Origin of the sequence: Bacteroides sp. AF32-8BH (genome assembly GCF_003435205.1) — a bacterium.
GTDB classification, from domain to species: domain Bacteria; phylum Bacteroidota; class Bacteroidia; order Bacteroidales; family Bacteroidaceae; genus Bacteroides; species Bacteroides ovatus.
Window position 1 is genome coordinate 180581 of the sequence record NZ_QVLZ01000007.1, and the last position, 24423, is coordinate 205003.

The window sequence follows — 24423 nt, forward strand, 5'->3', positions numbered from 1 at the left end:
ATTATTGAACACTAAAAGTAGATATTTGCTTTATACACAAGCATTATTGGCTCGTATATTACGAAGTAATAACATATTGCTATCTGTGAATAACATTATAGGTTCATCACATTCTGCTCGAACATATCTTTATCTCCGGCAGCTTTATTACGCATCCGGCTATGATAATTATAGATAGTGGCCAAAGAATAACCGAGAAAATGAGCGATCTTGTTACTGTCTACCACTCCCAGACGGATAAGGGCAAAAATACGAAGTTCTGTTGTCAGAAGTTCATCGGATTTCGGATAAACTCTTGCTTCTTCTACCAACAATTCATTAAAAGCGGAAATAAAGTTAGGGAATAGTTTCAAGAAAGATTTATCAAATTCATTATAGAATTCATCTCGTTCATCCCGAATAAACTGTTCAGACTTAATGGCCTTAAATAAATCCTCAATACGGGATGCCATCGCCAGTTTGGCCAATGAGCGACGGTAGGTTTCCAGTTTATCCAGATAGTTGACACACCTGTCCAGATAGCGGGCAATATATACCTCTTTTATTTTCCCCGTCTGTTCCAGTTCTTTGTTTACGACTTGCATCTGTTCATTGGCCAAACTCAAATCATGCCGCATGGCAGACAGTTTTTTCATCCATCGATACAGGAAGAAGATAGCAACCAAAAGAAACAATGATAACAAGCTGACACTGATTAACATAGTGCGGGAAACCACACGTTCTTTTTCTTCCTTCAACTTATAAGCCTTATCAATGATCGGGAAGAATTCTGTTACTTCGATAAAACGTAAACGGGCATTACAAGCTACGGCATCTTCCATCGAGCAGCTCAAATATTTGTAGGCGCGGTCAATATCTCCCTGTTCATACATAAGGTGTGCCAGCTTCTGCAAAGAGGCATACTCCCTCACTGATGATTCTAAATCTGCTATCGCTGTCAATATCAGATAGTATATTTCTTTTTCTGTATCTTTCTTCATATTATATGCTTCGGACAGCGTATAGTAGATATACACTTTCTGACGTTCGTCAACGACGTCCTTCAATGCGTCATTAAGCATAACTAAGGCCGTATCAGCCTTACCATTGACTATATATTTTTCAGCCGCAGCAATCGTCCTGTTTGTTTCCGGAGGCATGACACTGATAATAGAATCACGATACAAATCTGTCTTTTTCAGGTATTTCTTTTTTTCCTCTTTATTGGTGGTGTAGTCAGCAAGCCAGCCATAGCAGGCACGGTAAGTCTGATAATAAGACAGTAACATTCTTTCTTCCAATTTCTCCGGATCAATTCTCTCCAGTTCTTTCATTGCCTCAATATACATTCCCATCACCCCCAATACCGTTGCCCGGTTAATGATAATCTCATTCTCCAACTCCGGATGATTCAATTGGGGGAGAATCTCTTTCCTATTATTTATATAATGAAGTGCGGAATCAGCCTGATAATGAAGATAAGCATCAAACAAAGAACCGTATAGCCGATATTTGTCTACGGGATCGACCGAATGAGCAAGTTGAACTTTCAAGCCATCAATTTCTTTTTCTTTCTGAAGTTGATAAGTCTCTTTCTTATTTATGATATCATCCAGTCTTTTAAGAGCTGCTCTACATTCCGTCTGCTTTGCAGACAATGAAACGGAAGAGGTCAAAAGAAGAAACAATATATAATAGACCAGATTTCTCATAGGTTGCTTTTTAATGATGTCACAAATATAATGAATATAGTAATAAAAATAAAATATATATTCATAACTATTTTAATTTTCACTTGTATTTTCTTATTGCATTTTCGCTAATAGCACACTGATTTACAAGAAAATAAGCACTTTAGGCATTTATATTTATATTCTAGTTTCCAAATAAAGCATCCTATCCTTCTACATTTGCAACATCGGTTCGCCGAGCAAACATTTAAAATCCACGTTACCATGAAAAAGTTTTTTTTATCTGTAATCTTACTTGTATCGTTATTAAATTGCAGTTCACTATTCGCCGCAACTACAATTAAAAAAGTAGCCCCTGCATTTTGGTGGGCAGGAATGAAAAACCCGCAACTGCAAATCCTGTTGTATGGGGAGCATATAGCCTCTGCAGAAGTTAGCATTTCGTCTAAAGACATCATGCTGCAAGAGGTTGTTAAACAAGAAAATCCGAACTATTTGCTTTTATACATGAATACTTCGGAAGCAGCCCCACAGAAATTCGAAATCATCCTGAAACAAGGTAAAAAGCAAACTGTAGTCCCCTACGAACTTAAACAAAGAAGACCGTCGGCTTCCAAAGTGGAAGGTTTCAATTCCAGTGACGTACTTTATCTCATCATGCCAGACCGCTTTGCTAATGGTGATGCGTCTAATGATATAGTTCCCGGAATGTTGGAAGCTAAAGTAGACCGCAACGATCCTTTTGCACGCCATGGCGGTGACCTGAAAGGAATAGAAAATCATCTGGATTATATTGCCGATTTGGGAGTGACGAGTATATGGCTCAATCCTATTCAGGAAAATGATATGAAAGAAGGGTCCTATCATGGATATGCCATTACCGACTATTATCAGGTAGACCGTCGTTTCGGAAGCAACGAGGAATTCCGCAACCTGGTGGAGCAGGCGCATGGTAAAGGGTTGAAAGTAGTCATGGATATGATCTTCAATCATTGTGGAGATCAGCATTACCTCTTCAGAGATATGCCTTCCAAAGATTGGTTCAACTTCAAAGGCAAGTATGTACAAACCACTTTCAAAACAGCTACTCCGTCAGATCCGTACGCTTCAGACTATGCGAAGAAAATAGTAGTAGACGGCTGGTTCAGCGAATGTATGCCGGACTTTAACCAACGTAACCGCCATGTAGCTACTTATCTGATACAAAGCAGTATCTGGTGGATTGAGTATGCAGGTATCAATGGCATACGTCAGGACACACATCCTTATGCGGATTTCGAAATGATGTCCAACTGGTGTAAAGCTGTAACAGAAGAATATCCCGATTTCAACATTGTAGGAGAAACCTGGATAGGCAGTAACGTGCTTGTCTCTTACTGGCAAAAGGACAGTAAAGTAGCCGCTCCCAAAAACTCGCATTTGCGTACAGTGATGGACTTCCCACTGATGGATCAGATGAATAACGCCTTCGACGAAGAAACAAACGACTGGAACGGAGGACTTTACCGTCTCTTCGACTATCTATCACAAGATATCGTCTATGCCGACCCGATGAATTTATTAGTCTTTCTCGATAATCATGACACTTCCCGTTTCTACCGTTCGGAAGCAGCTACACAAAACCTCGACCGCTACAAACAAGCTCTCACATTTCTATTGACCACCCGGGGAATCCCGCAAATATATTACGGTACTGAAATTCTAATGGCCGCCGACAAAGCCAATGGCGACGGCTTACTTCGCTGCGATTTTCCGGGAGGCTGGCAGAATGACGCACAGAATTGCTTCAACGCAACCAACCGGACCGTACAACAAAATGAGGCTTTCTCTTTCCTGCAAAAATTACTTCAATGGAGAAAAGGAAACGAAGTCATTGCTAAAGGCAAACTAAAACATTTCTCTCCCAACAAAGGAGTATATGTATACGAACGCAAATACGGCAACCAATCAGTAGTGGTATTCCTTAACGGAAACAACCGGGAACAAACCGTCAGCCTGAATGAATATCAGGAAATATTGCCTGCCTCATCTGCTCACAATGTACTGACAGGAGAAACAGTCAAATTAGACAAAGAATATACGTTTCAAAGCCGCGGAATTTTGATTTTAGCCTTCCAATGAAGTTCATAACGACTTATATTTATGAAGGGAGTGATAAATATTAATCATCTAATAAACAGAACATTGTCATTTATATACACTTGTATTTTTATTCTAATTCACAGAGCTGGCAAGGATAGTCTTTACATTTGCGATATTCCTAATGCAGAACACCTGAAAGCTCGAATTGATTAGCTTACAATTTAATACCATAGATAAAATGAAGAAGAATTTATTGATTATTGCCTTACTCTGTATTTCGTTCATCGCGAACGCACAACAGAAACTGACCTCACCGGATGGAAATCTGGTAATGACCTTCCAATTAAATAAAGAAGGTGCTCCCATGTATGAATTGAGTTACAAAGAAAAAGCTGTTATCAAACCAAGTACATTGGGGTTGGAACTGCAAAAGGAAAATGCAACCCAAACAGATTTCGACTGGGTAGACCGTAGAGATCACGGTAAACTGGATTCAAAGACCAATCTACGTACCGGATTTCAACTGAAAGATTCCCAAACTTCTACTTTCGACGAGAACTGGCAACCTGTATGGGGAGAAGAAAAAGAAATCCGTAACCATTACAACGAACTGGCCGTAACTTTATTCCAACCAGAAAATGACCGTTCTATGTTAATCCGTTTTCGTTTATTCAACGATGGTCTGGGTTTCCGCTATGAATTTCCACAGCAGAAGTCATTGAACTACTTCGTTATTAAGGATGAGCACTCGCAGTTTGCCATGGCAGGAGATCATACCGCTTACTGGATTCCGGGAGACTATGACACACAAGAATATGATTATACCGTTTCCCGCCTGTCAGAGATCAGAGGCTTGATGAAGAAAGCGGTAACACCGAATACATCACAGACTGTTTTCTCACCTACAGGTGTACAGACAGCTTTGATGATGAAAACAGACAACGGCTTGTATATTAACCTTCATGAAGCAGCTTTGATTGATTATTCTTTGATGAACTTGAACTTGGATGATAAGAATATGGTATTTGAATCATGGTTGACTCCTGACGCGCAAGGCAACAAAGGGCATTTGCAGACACCTTGCAATACACCTTGGCGTACAATTATCGTTAGCGATGATGCCCGCAATATTCTTGCTTCACGTATTACGCTGAATCTGAACGATCCTTGCAAACTGACTGATACTTCTTGGATTAAACCTGTGAAATACATCGGTGTATGGTGGGACATGATTACCGGAAAAGGCTCTTGGGCTTATACAGACGAACTGACCAGTGTAAAACTAGGTGCAACAGATTATTCTAAAACCAAACCGAACGGTAAACATTCTGCTAATACTGCTAATGTGAAACGTTATATTGATTTTGCTGCCGCTCATGGATTCGACGCTGTATTGGTGGAAGGCTGGAATGAAGGTTGGGAAGACTGGTTTGGTAACAGCAAAGATTATGTATTCGACTTTGTAACTGCTTATCCCGACTTTGACGTAAAGGAAATCCATCGTTATGCTGCCAGCAAAGGGGTGAAAATGATGATGCACCACGAAACTTCCGCTTCAGTTCGCAACTATGAACGTCACATGGACCAGGCATATAAATTTATGGTCGACAATGGTTATAATTCAGTAAAGAGTGGTTATGTAGGCAACATTATTCCGCGCGGTGAACATCACTACGGTCAATGGATGAACAACCACTACCTGTATGCGGTAAAGAAAGCCGCCGATTATAAAATCATGGTCAACGCACACGAAGCAACCCGTCCGACAGGTATTTGCCGCACCTATCCTAATTTGATTGGAAACGAATCGGCACGTGGCACAGAATATGAATCATTCGGAGGTAACGCGGTATACCACACTACGATCCTTCCTTTCACCCGTCTGATTGGTGGTCCGATGGACTATACTCCGGGAATTTTTGAAACTCATTGTAACAAGATGAATCCGGGCAACAATTCACAAGTACGTAGCACACTGGCTCGTCAGTTAGCTTTATATGTAACAATGTACAGCCCGCTTCAAATGGCTGCTGATATTCCCGAAAACTACGAACGCTTCATGGATGCTTTCCAGTTTATTAAAGATGTAGCTATGGATTGGGATGAAACGAAATACTTGGAAGCAGAACCAGGACAATACATCACTATCGCCCGCAAAGCAAAAGGTACAAACGACTGGTATGTAGGTTGTACGGCAGCCGATAATGGACACAACTCTAAATTAGTTTTCGATTTCCTTGAACCGGGTAAGCAATACATCGCTACCGTTTACGCCGATGCGAAAGACGCTGACTGGAAAGAAAATCCACAGGCATATACCATCACCAAAGGTCTGTTAACCAATAAAAGCAAACTGAATCTGCGTGCTGCTAATGGTGGCGGGTATGCTATCAGTATCAAAGAGGTAAAAGATAAAGCAGAAATAAAAGGATTGAAGAAGATTTAAGCGTCAAGAGGTATCTGTCATTTCGAGCACGTGGGTACTCGGAAGGCAGCATGCCTAAGTTATTCTTCAAAAACAGATTAGTTTTCAATAGGTATTCTTTATAAGAGAATAGTTTTACGAACAGGATATTATTATTTATTTTGTTGATTTTAATACCATAAAAGCATGAAGCAAGTTAATCTAAGAATCTATAAAGCGATTCTTCCCCTTTTAATGGGGTTATTCATTTCATTAGGCGCTTATGCACAGCTGATTTCAGTCAAGGGACATGTAAAAGACGCTGTAGGCGAACCGGTGATTGGAGCGAACATTATAGTGAAAGGCACTACCAACGGTACTATTACCGATTTTGACGGTAACTTCACTTTAAATGCCCCCAAGGGTTCTATTTTGTCTATTTCCTATATTGGATATAAATCCACAGAAGTGGCTGCTGCTCCTTCGCTGACTGTCACACTGAAAGATGATAGTCAGGTATTAAACGATGTAGTTGTCATAGGTTATGGTTCGGTGAAAAAGAGTGACCTTAGTGGTTCGGTAGTGGCTATCAAAGCCGAAGAGATGAACCGCGGTGCTGTCACTTCACCCCAAGAACTGATTCAAGGTAAAGTGCCGGGGCTATTTGTGGCTCCCGGAAACGGTCAGCCAGGTGCAGGTTCTACCATCCGTATTCGTGGAGGTGCTTCGCTCAACGCTTCCAACGACCCGTTAATAGTGATTGATGGTATTCCTACCTCCAATGATGCTGCTCCGGGTACGCCCAACGCACTGGCCACTATCAACCCGAATGATATTGAAACATTTACCGTGCTGAAAGATGCTTCGGCTACCGCTATTTACGGTTCACGCGCATCGAACGGTGTTATCATTATCACTACCAAGAAGGGTTCACAAGGAAAAGTGAAGATCACCTATTCGGGTAGCTTTGCAGCCAAAGATCCCTACCAGCGTGTACCGACATTGGGTGCCGACGAATTCCGCAGTACACTACTCGGTCAATATGCCGAAGGGACTGCACAGGGGAATGCTGTTCGCAACATCCTGAATGTATATCCTAATCAGTCTACCAACTGGCAAGATGCCATTTACCAGACAGGATTGAGTATAGACCAAAACATAGCTGTTTCCGGTAAGGCGGGATTTTTACCTTATCGTGTCAGTTTCGGTTATAACAACGAACGTGGAACTTTGAAAACTGCTTCTTACGAACGTTATACAGGAGCTATCAACCTTAGTCCGAAGTTCTTCAACGATCACCTGAGTGTAGATATTAATGTGAAGGGAACGATCAATAACAATCGATTTGCCGATGCAGGTGCAGTAGGTGCAGCCGCTTTCTTCGATCCGACGAAACCGATGTACACGGACAATGGCAAGTATAATGGTTACTGGAACTGGTCGGAAGTGCCGGGTGCAGTACAGTCGGTTGCTACCTGGAATCCGCTTTCCTTATTATATGATAGAGACAATCATGGAAAAACCAAACGTAGTTTGGGAAATATCCAACTTGACTATAAGATACACGGACTGGAAGACCTCCACGCCAATCTGAACTTAGGTTACGACGTAGCCAAAACTACAGGAAGTAACTTTATGGCTCCCGGTTCTGTGCAGAGTATACAGGACACCAACTTTCCTAGTTTGGGAAATGGTAATACATGGAACAACCTCCGTCGTAATCACCTGCTCGACTTCTATCTTAACTATACCAAAGATATAGAATCCATCAAGAGCCACATAGACGTAATGGCAGGTTACTCTTGGCAGCACTTCTACTATGCCAACCACGATATCACTTATTCTAATGTCACCGACGGAAGCGAAGGCGACAAGGAAGGCTATACATACAACGCCGAAAAAGGCAGATACATCCGTAACGACCACCGCCGCATTCCTAATGAAAACTATCTGGTATCTTTCTTCGGACGTCTGAACTATAACTTTATGGGACGCTATCTGCTGACTGCCACTTTACGTCAGGACGGTTCTTCCCGCTTTAGCAAGAACAACCGTTGGGGATTATTCCCTTCAGCAGCATTGGCATGGACGGTAAGCGATGAAGCTTTTATGCAGGGCACGAAGAACGTATTGTCTAAACTGAAAATCCGTGCGGGTTATGGTGTGACCGGACAACAGGAGATTACAGATTATATGTATCTGACTACCTATTCATTCAGCACCAGCCCCAATAACACTTATCTTGGCTCGCTCCTACTGAAACCGAACGGCTACAGTCCCGACCTGAAATGGGAACAGACTGTCACCTACAACCTTGCCATCGACTACGGATTCCTCAACAACCGCATCAACGGTAGCATTGAATACTACCAGAAGCACACCAAAGACTTGTTGAATACCGTAAATGCTCCTGCCGGAACGAACTTTGCCAATGAGATCACCGCCAACGTAGGCGAAATGAAGAACGAGGGTGTAGAGTTCAACGTCAATGCAATGGCGATACAGACCAAGGATTTCTCATGGAACATAGGTTATAATATCACCTGGAATGACAGCAAAATAACCAAGCTTACCGCCAATTATAACCCCGAATATCAAGGTATCAGTGTAGGCGACCGCCAACGCCATCAGATAGGTTACGCACCAAACACGTTCTATCTCTATCAACAAGTGTACGACAAAGACGGAAAAGCGATCCAAAACGCTTTTGTAGACCGTGACGGCGATGGTAAGATTACCGAAGCCGACCGCTATCTGACTGGCAAAAGCCCGATGGCAAAAGTCTTTATGGGATTTAGTTCAGAGTTTACCTGGCGTAACTGGGACTTAGGTTTCAACCTGCGTGCCAACCTCGGTAACTACGTCTATAACTCCCTTGCTTCAGACAATAGTTCAGCCAACAATTACAGTGGGAAAGGATTCCTTGTGAATTACTACGATGCCATCTACAAAACCGGATTTACTCAAATCAACAGTACAGAGCAAGGTGCCAGCGACTACTTCCTGGAAAATGCCTCCTTCCTGAAGATGGACAACATCACGTTGGGATATTCATTCCAGAAACTTTTCAGCAGCCGTCTGTCGGGACGTATCAGTGCTTCGGTGCAGAATGTATTCACCATCACCAAGTATAGCGGTCTTGATCCCGAAACTTCGGCAATAGACGGCACGATGTGGGCCCGCCCCCGTACCTTCTCATTAGGCATCAATCTTAACTTCTAAAACCCGGACAATCATGAAAAAGAAATATTATATACTAGCTTCTCTACTGGTTTGTTTCATTGGTATGACCAGTTGTGTGGGCGACCTCGATGTACAGCCGCTCGACTCTACTGTAGTAACTGCCGAGAGAGCTTATTCCGACGCTGAAAGCTATACCAAAGGACTCAATAAAATATATTCTGTCTGGGCACATTCCGGACAAAACGGTGGCGACTCCGATATCCAGGGACTCGATGGCGGTGAAACCGTACTACTGCGTTGCTGGTGGACGATGCAAGAACAGACCACCGACGAATGTAAGAACGCTTCCACCGGAGCATGGATCAACGAAATCAACGAACTGACCTGGAGCACTGCCAAAAACCAAGTGATAGAAGGTGTCTACCAACGTTGTATGTTTGTCGTTGCACTGGCGAATGAGTTTATGAAGAACGTAGACAATGCCCCGGCAGAGATAGACAAGAAAAGCTATGCCGCACAGGCACGTTTCAACCGTGCATTGGCTTATTACGTATTGATGGATTCTTTCGGTCGTCCTCCGTTTATCACCGAACAGAACTATTCGCTCAATCCGTCGCAGCTTTCCCGTGCCGAACTATTCAACTGGATTGAAAGCGAACTGACCACCATCCGCACCGACCTGCCTGCTACCCGCAGCGAATACGGACGTGCTGACCAAACGGTAGTCGACGCCCTTCTGGCTCGTATGTACCTCAACGCCGAAGTCTACACCGGACAACCCCGATATACCGACTGTATCACTGCTTGCAAACGTGTCATTCCTAATTATTCGCTGGCACAGAACTATGCCGACCTTTTCAAAGCGGATAACGGTGAGAACCCCGAGACGCTGAAAGAAATTATCTTTCCGATTATGTTCGACGGACGCAAGATTCAATCATGGGCTATGACAGCCATTATCGTTGGTTCACGCAAAGAAGCCGGAGGTGGAGTTCGTGAAGGTTGGAGCGTCTTCCGTAGCACACAGAACCTGGTCAAATTGTTCGACTTCAAAGATAACACCACCCCTAAACCTGCCGAAATAAAAGATAAAAGAGGTATTTTCGACGATTACAATGGTGTATGCAACTATGAGATTACAACGGGAGTCACCGGCACCTTTGCAACCGAAGGCTGGGGTGTACAGAAATATACCAATCTTACCAGCACAGGCGAAGCTGGGCAGGACGTTTTGTGGGTAGACACCGATTTCCCTCTGTTCCGTTTGGCAGACGTTTATCTGATGTATGCCGAATCAGTGGCTCGTGGCGGTGAAGGTGGCGACATCACTACTGCCGTAGGTTATGTGAACGAACTGCGTGACCGTGCATACGGTTCAACTGCCCACACACCGATTGATGCAGCCTGGCTGAAAGCCAACAACTACCGGAACATACTGGACGAAAGAGGACGCGAACTTTACTGGGAAGGCCTTCGCCGTACAGACCTAATCCGCTTTGGCATGTTTACTTCCGACTCATACACCTGGCCAGCCAAGGGTGGTATCATAGCAGGAGTCGGCATCAACGAGAAATACAATGTATTCCCTATTCCTGTTTCAGACATCAGCGTGAACGGCCAACTGGAACAAAACGAAGGTTATAAATAATAAAATGACTCACAGATATGAAAATAGTAAAATATATATCAGCAATCTGCCTTTCACTATTGGTATTCAGTGCGTGTGACAGCGATCTGGACAAAGTATATTACAATGAGAGCGAAGCGATTCCTGCCGTACTTTCCGGTATTGCCGACACTTATGTATTAGATGCAAACAAGGCTCAAACCACTGCAATAGAATTTAAATGGACCAAACCTCAAGCAGGATATGCAGCCAAAATTATCAATTCATTGCAAATGGACCTGAAAGGGAAGAATTTCGGAAGCGCAATCACTTTATACTCTTCTACAGAAGAGGGACCTTATTCCATCACTACAAAGGATTTGAATAGTAAAATTATGAAGCTGCTTCAATCTTATGAAATGGAAGTAACCGTAGCACCCTATGATTTTGAATTCCGTATCGCTTCTTCTATTTCAGATGCCGCTGATTCTTTCTATTCAAATGTAGTGTCTACCCAAATCACTCCATTCGTCGGTGATCCCGAATATCCAAAAGTATATTTGCCGGGGGCCTATTGCAGTTGGGGAGATCCAAATGATTCGTTCCAGCAATGCCAACTACTGTTCTCTGCCAATGATGATGGTATCTATGAAGGATGGGTAGTCTTTGGCAATCAGACAAAAGATGGCTGGAAAATTTCTCCTGAAGCGTCTTGGAACACCAGTTGGGGGTATGAGGGTACCAATGAAATGAATCCAACCTCCATCACTTTAGTTGCCGGTGCGGGCAATATTAGTTGCTATGATAAGTTCTCTTATAAGTTTTCTTTTAATAAAACAACTCTGGAACTTTTAGTAAAAGCATCAGCCGATGCATGGGGAATTGCAGGTACACATAACGATTGGGGAAAGGCAGCTGCAGACACTCCGATGACTTTAGCTTTTGAATCGGATGCTTCAGGCACCAGAGCTTATTACTTAACAGCTACGCTGGATCTGAAAACCGATAACGCATGGAAAATCCGCGCGGACAACGAATGGGTTAATTCATTCGGTACCAATGATGTTGAAGGAGAATTTGAAGAAGCGGGCAGCGATAATAATTTTAAAGTAAGCGAGGATGGTACTTATACTATTAAGTTGTACTTCAATAGAGTGAAAGCTAAATTGATCGTGACAAAAAAATAAGTCTTTCCATCACAAATTACGCAGGTTCATACAGATTATTTATATTGTTAACTAGTAAATTACAATCTAATCCGGATGAATCTGCGTTATTCTTAATGATAAACCATCAAACCTGTGTTTCTCCTTCGATATACTCTTCCAAAAAGAGATTCTCACCATCAAATACGGCATAAGAGAAAAAATTAATCCAGTCTCCCAGAATCAGCACACGCGAAGTAACACTCAACATCAAATCCAGTTCAATGTGCCGATGCCCGTAAATAAAAAAATTGATATTAGGATGACTCTTCAAATAATCTTTTGTATATAACACCAGATGTTCTTTATTCTCACCCATATAATCGGGTTCTTTTCCATCCGCCCGTTTCTGCCGACTATGCTTTGCCCATGACAAACCTAATTCCACACTCCAACGGGGATGGATAGCTGAAAACATCGTTTGCAAAGTTTTGCTATGGAACATCTGTCGGAGTAATTTAAACTTCTTGTCCGGATCGCCCAGTCCGTCACCGTGAGCAAGATAGAATTCTTTCCCGTAGATTTCGGTAGTGAGCGGTTCGCGATGCATGATAACCCCGCACTCCTTTGTAAGATAATCTCCACACCAGATATCATGATTGCCAATAAAGTAATGAACTTCCACTCCCATATCCGTCAGTTCGGAGATTTTTCCCAGAAAACGGGTATAACCTTTAGGAACCACTAATCGGAATTCATACCAGAAGTCGAACATATCTCCCAGCAAATAAACAGCAGAAGCCTTGTGCTTTATACTATCGAGAAAATTCACCAAGCGTCGTTCTTGCGTACGGCCATGCTCAATGGCACGTGAACCAAGATGCGCATCGGAAAGGAAATAAACGTTCTTCATGAGTTTTGAGTTGTTAGTTATAAAAGATTGATTATGAGGTTATCACTCGTAACTAGAGAAAACCGAGCTCGAGTTTCGCTTCCTCACTCATCATATCTTTATCCCATTCCGGTTCAAACACCAGATTAATGGTAGCCGCAGTCACACCCTCCACCGATTCCACTTTCTGACGAATATCTTCCATGATAAAATCAGCAGCCGGACAGTTAGGGGCTGTCAATGTCATATCAAGCACTGTTTCTCCATTATCGGCAACATCTATCTTATAAATCAGTCCAAGATCGTATACGTTCACCGGAATCTCCGGGTCGTACACCGTTTTCAGCATGGCTACAATCTTTTCTTCTATTTCTATTTTTTCCATAACGTCTTCAATTAATTGTGTATCGCAAAGATAGAGATAAAAAATGAAACATAAAAAATTAGGTACGGAATGAGTGTCCCGTGCCTAAAGAATATTACATTTATTCTCTACCATCGGTTCATTAAGAAAACGTACCAGAGTAGTAAATTGTTGCAATGAGTCGTCTTAATCCAATTTCTCACCGAAATCTGTCTGTTGTTGCTCCACTTCTTTCAGTTTTAATTCATTCAGTTCACGACGGAGACGTTCCAGCTCCAACTCTGCGTCACTCTTCTTATCTATGGAAAACGATTCGGATTGCTTAGGCCGGGCTTCTTCTTTCTTATCAAATATCAACGGATACATCGGAGCGGAAGAAGTAAGTTCCAATTCACCGCTTACAGGCATCTGTGATCCTTCAAACAAAACACTAGCCCTTACTTTTATCTTTCCAGGAATTGTAGTTGATTGAATCAATACAGGAGCACTTCCCCACTTCACCGGAGCAGGATTGGCCAAAACATTTGCCCCGCCCAAAATATGTCCCTCTCCTTCTACAAAGAACTTGATATAATAATTATTCAAACGCTTTACATTTCCATTCTTATCCGTGACTTCTGCCACAACAGTAACAAAATCAGATCCATCAGCACGCAGTCCGACTCCTTCGTTGTCTACTCTCAAACGAATCTGTTCTGCACGGCGGGCTGGCATTACTTTATGTGTAGCCACCACTTTACCATCCATCAGTCCCTCTGCCAGGAAATAGACGTCCGCATCATGCTTTTCACGAGTCATCTTCTTATCAACCATAAAGTCAAATACCCCGGGGAAAGTTATTACCGGAGAAGGCATTCCTTTTCGCGTCTTGTCTTTTTTATAGGTATAAGTCTGTCCATCTTTATTCACAGTCAAACGAACTTCATCGCAGTTGGAATACACCGTTACATCTCTGCTTGAGAACGGTGTCATCTCGTGAGCAATATAAACCATCGGTCCGCTTTCTGCCAAACTCTCGGAAACGACAGCCGGACGTTGCGCCTTAAACATATAATAGGAATACTTAGGCTGACGGAATACATCCATCAATCCACCATAGAACGGGTCCGGATGGTATCCCCGCTGATGATCGAACGAATGCCACAAGCATCCGCCCACATGCCAGGGAGACTCTTTATACAAACCATCATAGCAAATGTAATTATAATAAGGAGAAGCGTAATGAGCAGCCTGTATAAGCATAGGCTGTTCTCCCCAGTTACGGGCTGTGCGACTTGGAGAATTGTGCGAACTCCAATCATCGACATTATCTCCCCACTCGCGTGTAAAATATGTAATTTTAGGATCACGTTTTGAAAGATCCATCGGATGGGCAAACTGTACCGGAAAATATTGCGAGCCCTTGGCTTGCACATCACAACCGGAATAGCAGGACGGATAAGGATATTCCTCATCAACAATCCCTTTCACACGCCCGGCAAAATCTTCCGGATACCATGTTTCATTCAAGATCGGTTCCCACAGCCATACACAAGGATGGTTACGGTCACGACGAACCATATTACGTATATCATTATAAACCCGTTTGGCAAAAATGGGTTCGTTATTCCAGAATTGCCATCCCGGAGTATTCACGATAACAAACAGACCAAGTTCATCACAAGCATCCATAAAAGCAGGATCTTGCGGACAATGTGCATTACGGATTACTTCCAGCCCCAAATCTTTCAGTTTCTTGGCGTCACGCCAGTGAATACTATTGGCAACCGCATTTCCTACAACTGCAAAATCCTGATGCCGATTAGCTCCCATCAAAGGTTTACCATAAGGTTTTCCATTCAGCCAGAAGCCATCTTTTCCCTTAAATTCGATACTACGGATACCGACACGACGACGATAACCATCTACTACATTTCCATTCTTATCATAAATACGCACACACAGATTATACAGATAAGGTGATTCAGGAGTCCATAAATGCGGCTGCTTCACTTTCATCTTTCCATTATGACTTGTCGCAGTCCCTTTACGGATATTCAGTTTCACATCTGACGATGCCACTTCTTTTCCTGCACGGTCTACTAAAGAATAGGAAATTTTTCCTGCAAAGCCCTGTTTGTCTTCATTACGTATATGCGCTTTCAAGAGAATATCTGTCGATTGCTCCGATACACGATCGGTGGCAATAAACAGTCCGCCTCCTGCTATTTCGTTCTCGTAATTCGGATCCGTGATAAACACATAATTATGTGCAATCAGCCAGCAATCCCGATAAATACCTCCCAAGTAGGCATAATCTAACACATCTTGTGGTTTTCCAGGCGCATAGGTCGGATCGTCGCTATTATCAGCCCACACCGCAATCACATTGTCCTCTCCCCACTTCAATGCATCAGTCACATCTACCGATACGGGAAGATAGCCTCCAAAGTGCTCTGCCAATAATTTACCGTTTACATAAATCTTACTTTTACCCATAATGGCTTCAAAGTGGAGAAACAGTTTCTTTCCTTTCAATGCTTCGGATGGAGTAAAGTGTTTACGATACCATACTTCCCCCTGATAATTGATGCAACCACTAGCCTCAGTAGGAAGATACTCAATACCATTAGGTAAAGACACCACCTGCCAGGCTTTGTCGTTAAATTCTTTTGCTTCGGCACCCACCGCACTTCCTTTATAAAAACACCAGGCAGGATTCATCGAGTACACATCACGCCCGGTATCCGGCAACCGGAAGAAACCGGCTGTTGAAAATTCCGGCTCATGGGCATAGCCCATAAAAAACAGAGATAAAAGCAGTAAGCTAACAAAGATTCGTCTCATATAAAGTTTTATTTTACAATGAATGTCATGTTGTATGTCGCAATCAACCCAAAGATGTCTTCGACACACAAAGATAGTATATTCCAGATACGAATCCCCCTATTTGTCCTCTTCATATACAAAACAAGGATAAATAAGGGGATTCAAACTAATACCTGTCAGTTATTATTCATCCGGTTGAATGAGTAAAGGTACTCTGGCACTGTCGGTTCCTGTATTTTCAACATACTTGTAACCAGAGCCAGCTATCGCTTGATTCATGGATGCAATTTTATCAATCAGGGCAGCAGCATCGCTTACCTTAGTTGAAGTTGGTAAGTTTCCACCCGGATTCGAAACTCCGTCGGACATAAAATAACATTCGTTTGCTGTCACTGATCCCGTTGATATTCCACAAATGGTAACAGAAGCAGTGCCAGAAAGCACAGAAGTTGAATAACATCCTGTCAAAGTTCCACCATTTTTCACCAAACCGCCAATATTTCCGGACGCTTTGGCCACTATTTCACTAGCAGCAAACGAAGCGGTTACAGGTCCTTCGTTTCCTCCCACCAGACCACCGGCATTCACAGCTGTAAATGCAGTAATAGTCATCAAAGAATAACAGCCAGTTATGGTTCCCTGAACATTCCAACCCACAAGTCCTCCGATGGCACCTTCACCATTACCTCTATATACAAAGGATACCTCCTTGTCAATCGAAGAACCTTGTATTTGTGCCTTAGACCACCATCCGTTCACACCTGCCAATCCACCAGCATTTACTTTACCACCGGCAACAGTCAGTACCACATTACCTTTTACCTTACAATCCTTTATCATTGACGCACCAGTCTGATTATGTCCGGTAATAGCCCCCAACTTAGCATCTGTTCCATTGACAGTCAACGCTCCTCCATCAATGACGCAATTCTGAATCGTTCCGGTATTTATTGCTGCAAATGCCCCAGCTGCGCCTGACACTTGTTTCACCGTTACATCTTTAAGGGTTAAATTTTTAATGATACCATTATTAGTTATAAACAAACCGGCATCGTTTCCTGTTGCTTCAATTGTAAGACCGGAAATAGTCTTGCCATTGCCGTCCAATATACCTTTAAACTCCGTAACCGGTACCCATGCCTCTTTAGTCGACATATCAAGATCAGCATCTAATGTAATTACCGTAGCAGCATTCGTCATAACAGTCGGTTCACTTGCCAAATTTATCAACCCGTCTTCTTTCTTGACTAAATACTTACCCGCTTCAGTCTCCTCATATCCCAAGTCTGCCACCAGCATAAATGATATACCATATCGCTTTCCAGCCACATATTTATATTCATCTCCTGCTACCACCGATTCGGCATTATAAAGTTCACTGATCTTTCCTTTTTTCTCTATTGTTTCCGTAGAGGAAGAATCTCCCACTTTTTCTATCGTAGCAGTAAAAGTTAATTCTGTATCCTTTGTCATGTCTGCTATCGGAAAGAAACTCAAATAACCGTACGCAACTTCATTCTTTGCCATTTCCAAACTTGTCATAGACAAAGTCAGACTATTACTTTTATCACCATACGTTTTCTCTTCTCCCGAAACTGTCAACGTTTTTGGGAAAATAGCAGCATCAGCCGAAACAACCACCTTTGTCACTTTATAGGCATCCGGTCTTCGATTGGTGAATTTAAACTGATAAAGAGCTGTCAAATGTTCAAACTTAAGATTGGTGACGGTAGTCCCATTCACCGTGCCTTTAGCAAGCATGTGCATCGTATTCTGCAGCTCTGCTTTTTGGGCACTTTGCGTAGCATCTCCCAACGTAAAAGTGAAAACATTCCCTGAAGTCGGAACATCTTTTTTCGGATAGATTCCCCAAACAGTAGCTCCCTCTTCAAAGTTACCATTCCCTGCAAATTCCACATTCCCAGACGGTTCACTCTCATCATAATTTATGGTTGTGAAATCATAGCCATTTGTTCCATTCCAAAGTGTAACCTTATCATCGGCATTCCACATAAAGGAACTACCGTCATCTTGTACGTTGGCACGTGTAGACGATTCTTTGTCCGTATTTTCATACCCCCGGATAGAAGCAACAGCCACATAAGTCTGTGATTCTCCCCGTTGCAGTTCATCCCCACCTTCAATGAAAACATCTTCTTTACAAGAGCTTAGGGTGGCTGCACTTAGCAGCCCGATCCCTAATAAAGAATAGATTTTATTCATGATTTATTTTTTTCTGTTATCAGTTATTTAAATATCACCACCATCTCCAAAATCTGATCCACTGAAGCCAGGTTCTTTCACAGCCCCCTGTAGAATCAACGGACAGTATATATTAGTTCCGGCATCCTCATTCACTTTAAAGCTAAAACCAAATTCTGGATCCTTGGCTTCTATTGCCAGATTCATCTGACGTTTCTTATCCTTGAGTTGAGTAGCTGTTACCTTACTAATTCCATTTACAGATCCGCTTCCTACAGGATTAGTCACCGTCTCGCCTACGAAATAACACTGGTTGATTCCTGTTGAATTCGAAGCGACGAAAGCTCCCAATTTATTACTTCCAGCATTATTAGTCACATTTATCTGCGTGGTCGAGTAGCAAGCCGTCACAGTAGCATCAGCATTATTAATGGTATTCTGTGCAATGAAACCGCCAGTATTATTATAGATAGTTCCACTAATTGAACCGGCTACATAACAGGCCAGAACCGTACCGTTACTATTAGCCCCTATAAGTCCTCCTACTTGTCCAGAACAAGAAACCTCAAGTTTGGCTAATGAGTAACAACCTTTGACTTTACCGGAGTTGTTCCAGCCAACAAGTCCGCCGACACAGGATGCACCACTAGAGTTACTAGGATGCTTGATTGTTACATCTGCACCGACATACGAATTTATAATAAGAGCCGTTCCATTAAAATGCTCACCAACCAAGCCACCATAATTAGAATTACCAGCACCACTCAAATTAAGGTTAATAGTTCCACTGATAACTTGACAACCTTCTATTCTTCCTTCGGAGTTTCGACCGATCAAACCACCAAAAACTACCGGTTTTATAACGGTTGCAGTCACTCCCTTGACTGTACAATTCTGAATGACACTCGTTGAACTTTCGGCAACCAATGCTCCTGCTCCCTCTGTGATATCAGCAGAGAAACTTACATTTTCCAAAGTCAAATTCCGGATAGTTCCCGTATTGGTAGCTATAAAACCTTTATTAGCTATTCGCAAATTGCGGATGGTAACACCATTACCTTCAAATACACCTCCAAACGCACTAATAGGTTCCCAAAGTTCATTACCCATATCAATCACTTTTATTCCATCCCCTGCCGGTTCATCGATATATTCTTTTTCTAAAGTAACAGTTGCCTTACGGTATTCATCCGCAATTTTATTCCATCCGAATAATCCAGTCTTATTATAGATATGAATATTTCCATCATCATCGATCATATAGCCCTCATCAGGAATTCTGAAACGATAATCTACCTCAAAATCCATTTTATAATGCTTGCCGGCTGCAAACTGATTGGCAGTAGCATCCATATCAAGTCCGATGTTATCCTCCAAATCTTTGACTTTTACTTTTTTCAGCAGGATAATATCCTGTTCCACTTCATTATTCAAAACGCTTACTGTAATATTCAGTTCGGTCGTACTTTTCATCAACCGGGTATCACCATAGGTTGTAGGTAATATATTCAAATACCCGTTTAATGTTTCATTCTGCGCCAATGCTTGTCCACTCATGTCAAGTGTCAGTTTGTTACGCATACCTGAAAGACTCTGTACCACTCCGTCTTCGTCGATCTTCAACTCTGCGGGAAATACATCATCATCACTCTCCAGCGTAATATAGCGAATCTTCAGTTCCCGGTCCGACGTGTTTTTCAAACCAAACTGTATCAATGCAGTCAATGGTGAAAACGTTAATGCAGGAATCTTATTATCAGTCACATCCCCGGTGGCAACCATATAGGTAGTGGCTGCCAGTTCTGCTGTTTTTCCAGTCTGAGTAAATGTCTCCGGCATAGAAAAGGTAGCCAGGTCATTAAATGTTTTTGCTTCTTTCCGTGGAAATACCGCAATCAGCTTATGGCCATTTTCTACAGCAGCTTTTCCTGTGAATTCAGCAGATTTGTCAGGTTGGTTGTCATTATACCCCGGGGTGATAGAGAAATCATAGCCGGCTCCGAAGTTGCGATTCCATAATGTAACAGCATCTCCTTTATTCCATGTATACACTCCATTCTGCAAATTGCTGCGACCCAAAGGGGCGGACTGTTTAATAGAAGCTATAAATGAATAATCAGTCAGATTCTTGTCGGTTTCGTTCCCTTCACCGTTATTTTCATTCACTATCTTGTCCTCTTCGCAAGAGGTTAGTGCCATTGCGCCCAGCAGTGCAACGCTCAATAAGTGATAAACCTTTTTCATAACTATATAAAAGTTTGTTCGATTAAATATCTTTATTTCAACAACCATTAATACATTGGTTTGTTACGCGTTGGAGTACCACTTCCAAAATAGTCGTAGGTTGGCTTCTTATAGAAACGTATCCAGTCGATTTCCATACGTGGCGTATCATTGCTAGACTTACTTTCCTGATAAGAAATATGCTTAAAGTCGTTTGCCCAACTACCATCTTTAGCAGCCTGTTCTGCCGCAGCGTCACCAAGCGCCCATTCATTACATCCGGCAAATGTCAATAGTAAATGTAACCCTTCCGTATTGTATTTGTCCGTAAACGGCCAATGTGTAGACGAGTTCCATGAAGCCGTTCCATTAGCTATTCCGGTATAGCTGCCGTCAGTCCTCATGCGTACATTCTCTTTACCATTAATACCTAAAGCAATCTCGTTATTATCTCTCCATTCCATCCAATAGATATCGAATTCATCCATATCCGATATTATCAACTGTCCTGAAGACGGTTTATACTTATCACCGGATGAAGTGGATATATCATTCCAGTGGAAAGTCTGCCAAGCGCCATTCGGATTCGCATTGGTAGCCGGATTTTCCAGAAGATCAACCTCACCATAGGTAGACCATTGCACACCTCTGATATTTCCTTGGAACCAGACTGCCGAGTTGAAAGAGTGTTTCTTTCCACGCACACGGATTCTAACTTCCACACGAGTGCCCGGCAAAATGCGTACATTGCTGGATTCCCAAGAATCAGCACCCGTAGGCACACCATCAAACTTACTTGCATAGAGGGAGGAAACTCCAAAATCTCTTGTTCCCGTAATTTCCCCTGTCACACTGATTCCCGGATCATACGCACACCACATTTTCAAATATCCATCTTGAGTCATCGTTGCATATTTCTCATTTACAACCGCTTGTACTTTCTGTGTGTTAGCCACATTCTGTGCCGCCATAAAACGTGGAGGACGATTACCATACTGATTGGGGAGTCCGGTACCTTCTGTCAAAGCATCAATCGGATGGAACTCATAAGAATTCAGGAATGTCCATCCTTCAGCAGCTAACGCTTCATTCGGATGCGGATCACCCTCCTTTATCAATAGTGCTGACGCAGCTCTGACCTCATCCCATTTTTCTACAGCCTTTTTATTGCTGGCTGATACAAATATCTGATCCGGATCTGTATAAACCCATTGCTCATTGGTTAACTCGGTGCCCGGAGTCAAACCTGCATCCGTATCAGTAACCTTAATTTCCAACTCGTCCCCATATACCGGATGAATTTCAGAATCGGTAGCAAAAGACATAGACACAGAAGTGAAAGTATTCGGTCCTTTCTCTCCTTTCACCCATATAAGTTCAGATTCAGCTGTTTTATACCCGGCTTTCACCACCAATTCGCTCGGCAGATTCTCATATTTATCCGCATCTTCACCCGCATCAATATGAACGACTACATCTTCCTTAGCTGACGCTCCTACCGTAGCGACCAGAATAAATGAGCCATACTCTTTCACCGTATTGTCCGAATTGTTCTTCAATGACAAGATGGTGTAGTGTTTATCAGATACCACAATCGGACGTTCAGCCGCATTGATCTTGTATCCTCTGACATAAGCGGTGATAGTACCCGATATAGGATATTTAGCCAGATCGTTCTTTACCTTAAATTCGGTAAATCCCTGTTTCTCACCTTTCTTCATAAAAAGATGACCGGCAAAGCCTTCAAAGACATCAGATACAGGGACATCCTTTCCTTCTACATTCTTACCTGCAAAAGTCAGAACAACGTCTATATCTTCTTCGAGTGCCAACTGATTGTCTTGCTGATCTACCTTCACAGTAAAGGTCACATTATCTCCGATAGCAGCACTTTGAGTACTGATTTCGGCCACCAGATTCCGGGCTTCTCCGATAGAGATAACCGTCTCGGTGTCATTACAGCCTGTCATTACAAGGATAAACAGGCAAATTGGTAATAATCTATAGAAATATTTCTTCATAATCTATCCTATTATATCATTATTAATGATTACCATTTCGGGTTTTGTTTCAACTTTTTGTTCAATTCCAATTCTGAAGGAGGGATCGGTAACAGATAATCCCTATCTGCATGGAATTGATATCCGCTTGGCAGAGTCCCGGCCATCGGATCCGCCCATTTGTTATCATCAAGGGTCAGACGCTCTCTGATTCTTTTCTGATTATCCGGACTGTAAGATTTGAATAAAATAGATTCATCACCTACATAAGCACCTTTACCACGCTTTCCAACAATCAGTTTATCGGCTTTCCAACGCATGAGATCATCCAGCCGGAAACCTTGCAAAGCAAGTTCAGAACGGCGTTCACGACGGATTTCCTGTAAAACAGGAGTCAATGTATAACCGAAATCGGTGAAATTAGCATCCTTTGCCGGTGCCAGATATTTCACTCCTGCACGTTCACGAAGCGCTTTCAATGTCTTATTCGCTATATCATCGCTCCACATTTCCAGTTCAGCAGCAGCTTCTGCATAAGCCAAAAGACCTTCGGCATAACGAATAATAGGTAAAGCAGTCTCACCATTACCACTTACAAAGGTGGTATCTATTCCCAAACGGATGTGATAACCCGTCAAAGAACGTGTGTTTCCATCTCCTGCCAATTTAGGAGGACTAATAGTATTCTTCTTCTCATCCGTATATTCTTCCAGATGCATTGGGGTCGCAGTAGTGGCAGAAGCAAATTTGGCACCTTCATTCATCACCGTTTGAATCAATCTAGGGTCACGGCCTTCAAATGTTTCCTTAAAATCCTTAAATTTCTCATTTGTCGGATCAATAAATGTTCCATCGGCATTCAGATAATTATCCACCAGGCTTTGAGTAATTCCGGCAGCTCCTTCCGAGTCGACAACACCTGCCTTCAGATTACCGTTGACATCATGAAAGACTCCTTCATCACTCGAATATTTCCTCCACAATAGCACTTCGCCCATTCCTGACAAATCTTTGCTATTGAACAATGCCGCAAAAGCATCTCCCGGATTTTGCCCGGTTTTATACAGATCAATGCCACAACCGAACAGTTCATTTCCCCAGTTAATAACTTCACCCAAGAAATAATTTGATTCGTTAGTGGAAGATGCAAAATCATCGCTGCTGTGATACTTTTCCCAAGTTCCTTCATACAACGCCACATTCATTGCCAAAACCATGGCAGCTTCTTTATTGATACGAATTCCGGAATATTTACCGCGCGAATGCAACAGATTCTTCGCCTCAACCAAATCACTCAAAATAAATCGGGCTACCTCATTACGTGTCTTTGCGGGAATCTGTAATCCTGCGATTGTCGCATTCTCATCCCAAAAAGCATCCATTACCGGAATAGAACCGAATTTCTTCAATAAATCGAAATGCCAATAGGCACGTAAAAAGTAAGCCTCCCCTTTCAACGACAGTACATCTTCGTTTTCCTGTGCTTCGGGTACTTTATAATTATGGAAAAAATAGTTCACTTTACGCAGGTTCTGATAACCAGTCTGCCAATCGGAAGCTCCGCTAAACTGGTTATTCTGTCCATGCAAACGGGCATCATACTTTTCTGCAATAATATTGTCACTATTCTTTTCTTCACTGCGAACTCCCAAACCGAACTTACTAAAAGACGGCAACGTCATATATAGTCCGTTAATATAGTTTTCAACCTGTATGGCACCTGTCAGAAAATTACCGGCTTCCGGCTTGGTTATCGGTTCTCTATCCAGAAAATCTGAACAGGATGAAAATGGTAATATTGAAGCGGCTACAAAAGCCATTATATATATTCTTTTCATATCTTA

General features: G+C 42.4%; 13 protein-coding genes. 5 read left to right on the forward strand and 8 right to left on the reverse strand.

Annotated elements, in window-relative coordinates; all coding sequences use genetic code 11:
- Positions 1-95: 95 nt before the first annotated feature.
- Positions 96-1691 carry a DUF6377 domain-containing protein gene (locus DWZ47_RS06855; protein ID WP_117512627.1) on the reverse strand — a complete coding sequence of 532 codons (1596 nt, stop codon included), beginning with the start codon at positions 1689-1691 and terminating at the stop codon, positions 96-98.
- 243 nt (positions 1692-1934) lie between these two features.
- On the opposite strand from DWZ47_RS06855, the gene DWZ47_RS06860 reads away from it, so the two are divergent.
- From DWZ47_RS06860 to DWZ47_RS06880, 5 genes are all read left to right on the forward strand, one after another.
- Entirely contained in the window at positions 1935-3791 is a 1857-nt protein-coding gene (locus DWZ47_RS06860) for a glycoside hydrolase family 13 protein (protein WP_117512628.1), read from the forward strand.
- 199 nt (positions 3792-3990) lie between these two features.
- Positions 3991-6198, forward strand: coding sequence for a glycoside hydrolase family 97 protein (locus DWZ47_RS06865; protein WP_117512629.1), 2208 nt, complete (start codon positions 3991-3993; stop codon positions 6196-6198).
- Between the two features lie 165 nt (positions 6199-6363).
- Positions 6364-9378: a SusC/RagA family TonB-linked outer membrane protein gene (locus tag DWZ47_RS06870; RefSeq protein ID WP_117512630.1), complete on the forward strand. Its 3015-nt coding sequence runs from the start codon at positions 6364-6366 to the stop codon at positions 9376-9378.
- Positions 9379-9391: 13 nt separating this feature from the next.
- Positions 9392-10987, forward strand: a complete 1596-nt coding sequence (locus DWZ47_RS06875) for a RagB/SusD family nutrient uptake outer membrane protein (protein WP_117512631.1) — start codon at positions 9392-9394, stop codon at positions 10985-10987.
- Between the two features lie 17 nt (positions 10988-11004).
- Positions 11005-12132 carry a SusE domain-containing protein gene (locus DWZ47_RS06880; protein ID WP_117512632.1) on the forward strand — a complete coding sequence of 376 codons (1128 nt, stop codon included), beginning with the start codon at positions 11005-11007 and terminating at the stop codon, positions 12130-12132.
- A gap of 106 nt (positions 12133-12238) precedes the next feature.
- On the opposite strand, the gene DWZ47_RS06885 is transcribed toward DWZ47_RS06880, so the two are convergent.
- The 7 genes from DWZ47_RS06885 to DWZ47_RS06915 form a co-directional block, all read right to left on the reverse strand.
- Positions 12239-13003 (reverse strand): UDP-2,3-diacylglucosamine diphosphatase, encoded by a 765-nt coding sequence (locus DWZ47_RS06885; protein ID WP_117512633.1) that lies wholly within the window; start codon positions 13001-13003, stop codon positions 12239-12241.
- A gap of 52 nt (positions 13004-13055) precedes the next feature.
- The gene (locus DWZ47_RS06890) at positions 13056-13367 is read right to left on the reverse strand and encodes a metal-sulfur cluster assembly factor (protein WP_117512634.1); all 312 of its coding nucleotides are present in this window, start codon (positions 13365-13367) and stop codon (positions 13056-13058) included.
- Positions 13368-13532: 165 nt separating this feature from the next.
- Positions 13533-16172 (reverse strand): glycoside hydrolase family 2 protein, encoded by a 2640-nt coding sequence (locus DWZ47_RS06895; RefSeq protein ID WP_117512635.1) that lies wholly within the window; start codon positions 16170-16172, stop codon positions 13533-13535.
- 165 nt (positions 16173-16337) lie between these two features.
- Positions 16338-18377, reverse strand: coding sequence for a GLUG motif-containing protein (locus DWZ47_RS06900; RefSeq protein WP_004299748.1), 2040 nt, complete (start codon positions 18375-18377; stop codon positions 16338-16340).
- Positions 18378-18404: 27 nt separating this feature from the next.
- Complete coding sequence (locus DWZ47_RS06905) at positions 18405-20600, reverse strand: peptidase M26 (protein ID WP_233525013.1); 2196 nt, start codon at positions 20598-20600, stop codon at positions 18405-18407.
- A 47-nt stretch (positions 20601-20647) separates the two neighbouring features.
- Positions 20648-22600, reverse strand: coding sequence for a DUF5006 domain-containing protein (locus DWZ47_RS06910; RefSeq protein WP_004299746.1), 1953 nt, complete (start codon positions 22598-22600; stop codon positions 20648-20650).
- Positions 22601-22629: 29 nt separating this feature from the next.
- Positions 22630-24417, reverse strand: a complete 1788-nt coding sequence (locus DWZ47_RS06915) for a RagB/SusD family nutrient uptake outer membrane protein (protein ID WP_004299745.1) — start codon at positions 24415-24417, stop codon at positions 22630-22632.
- Positions 24418-24423 lie beyond the last annotated feature (6 nt).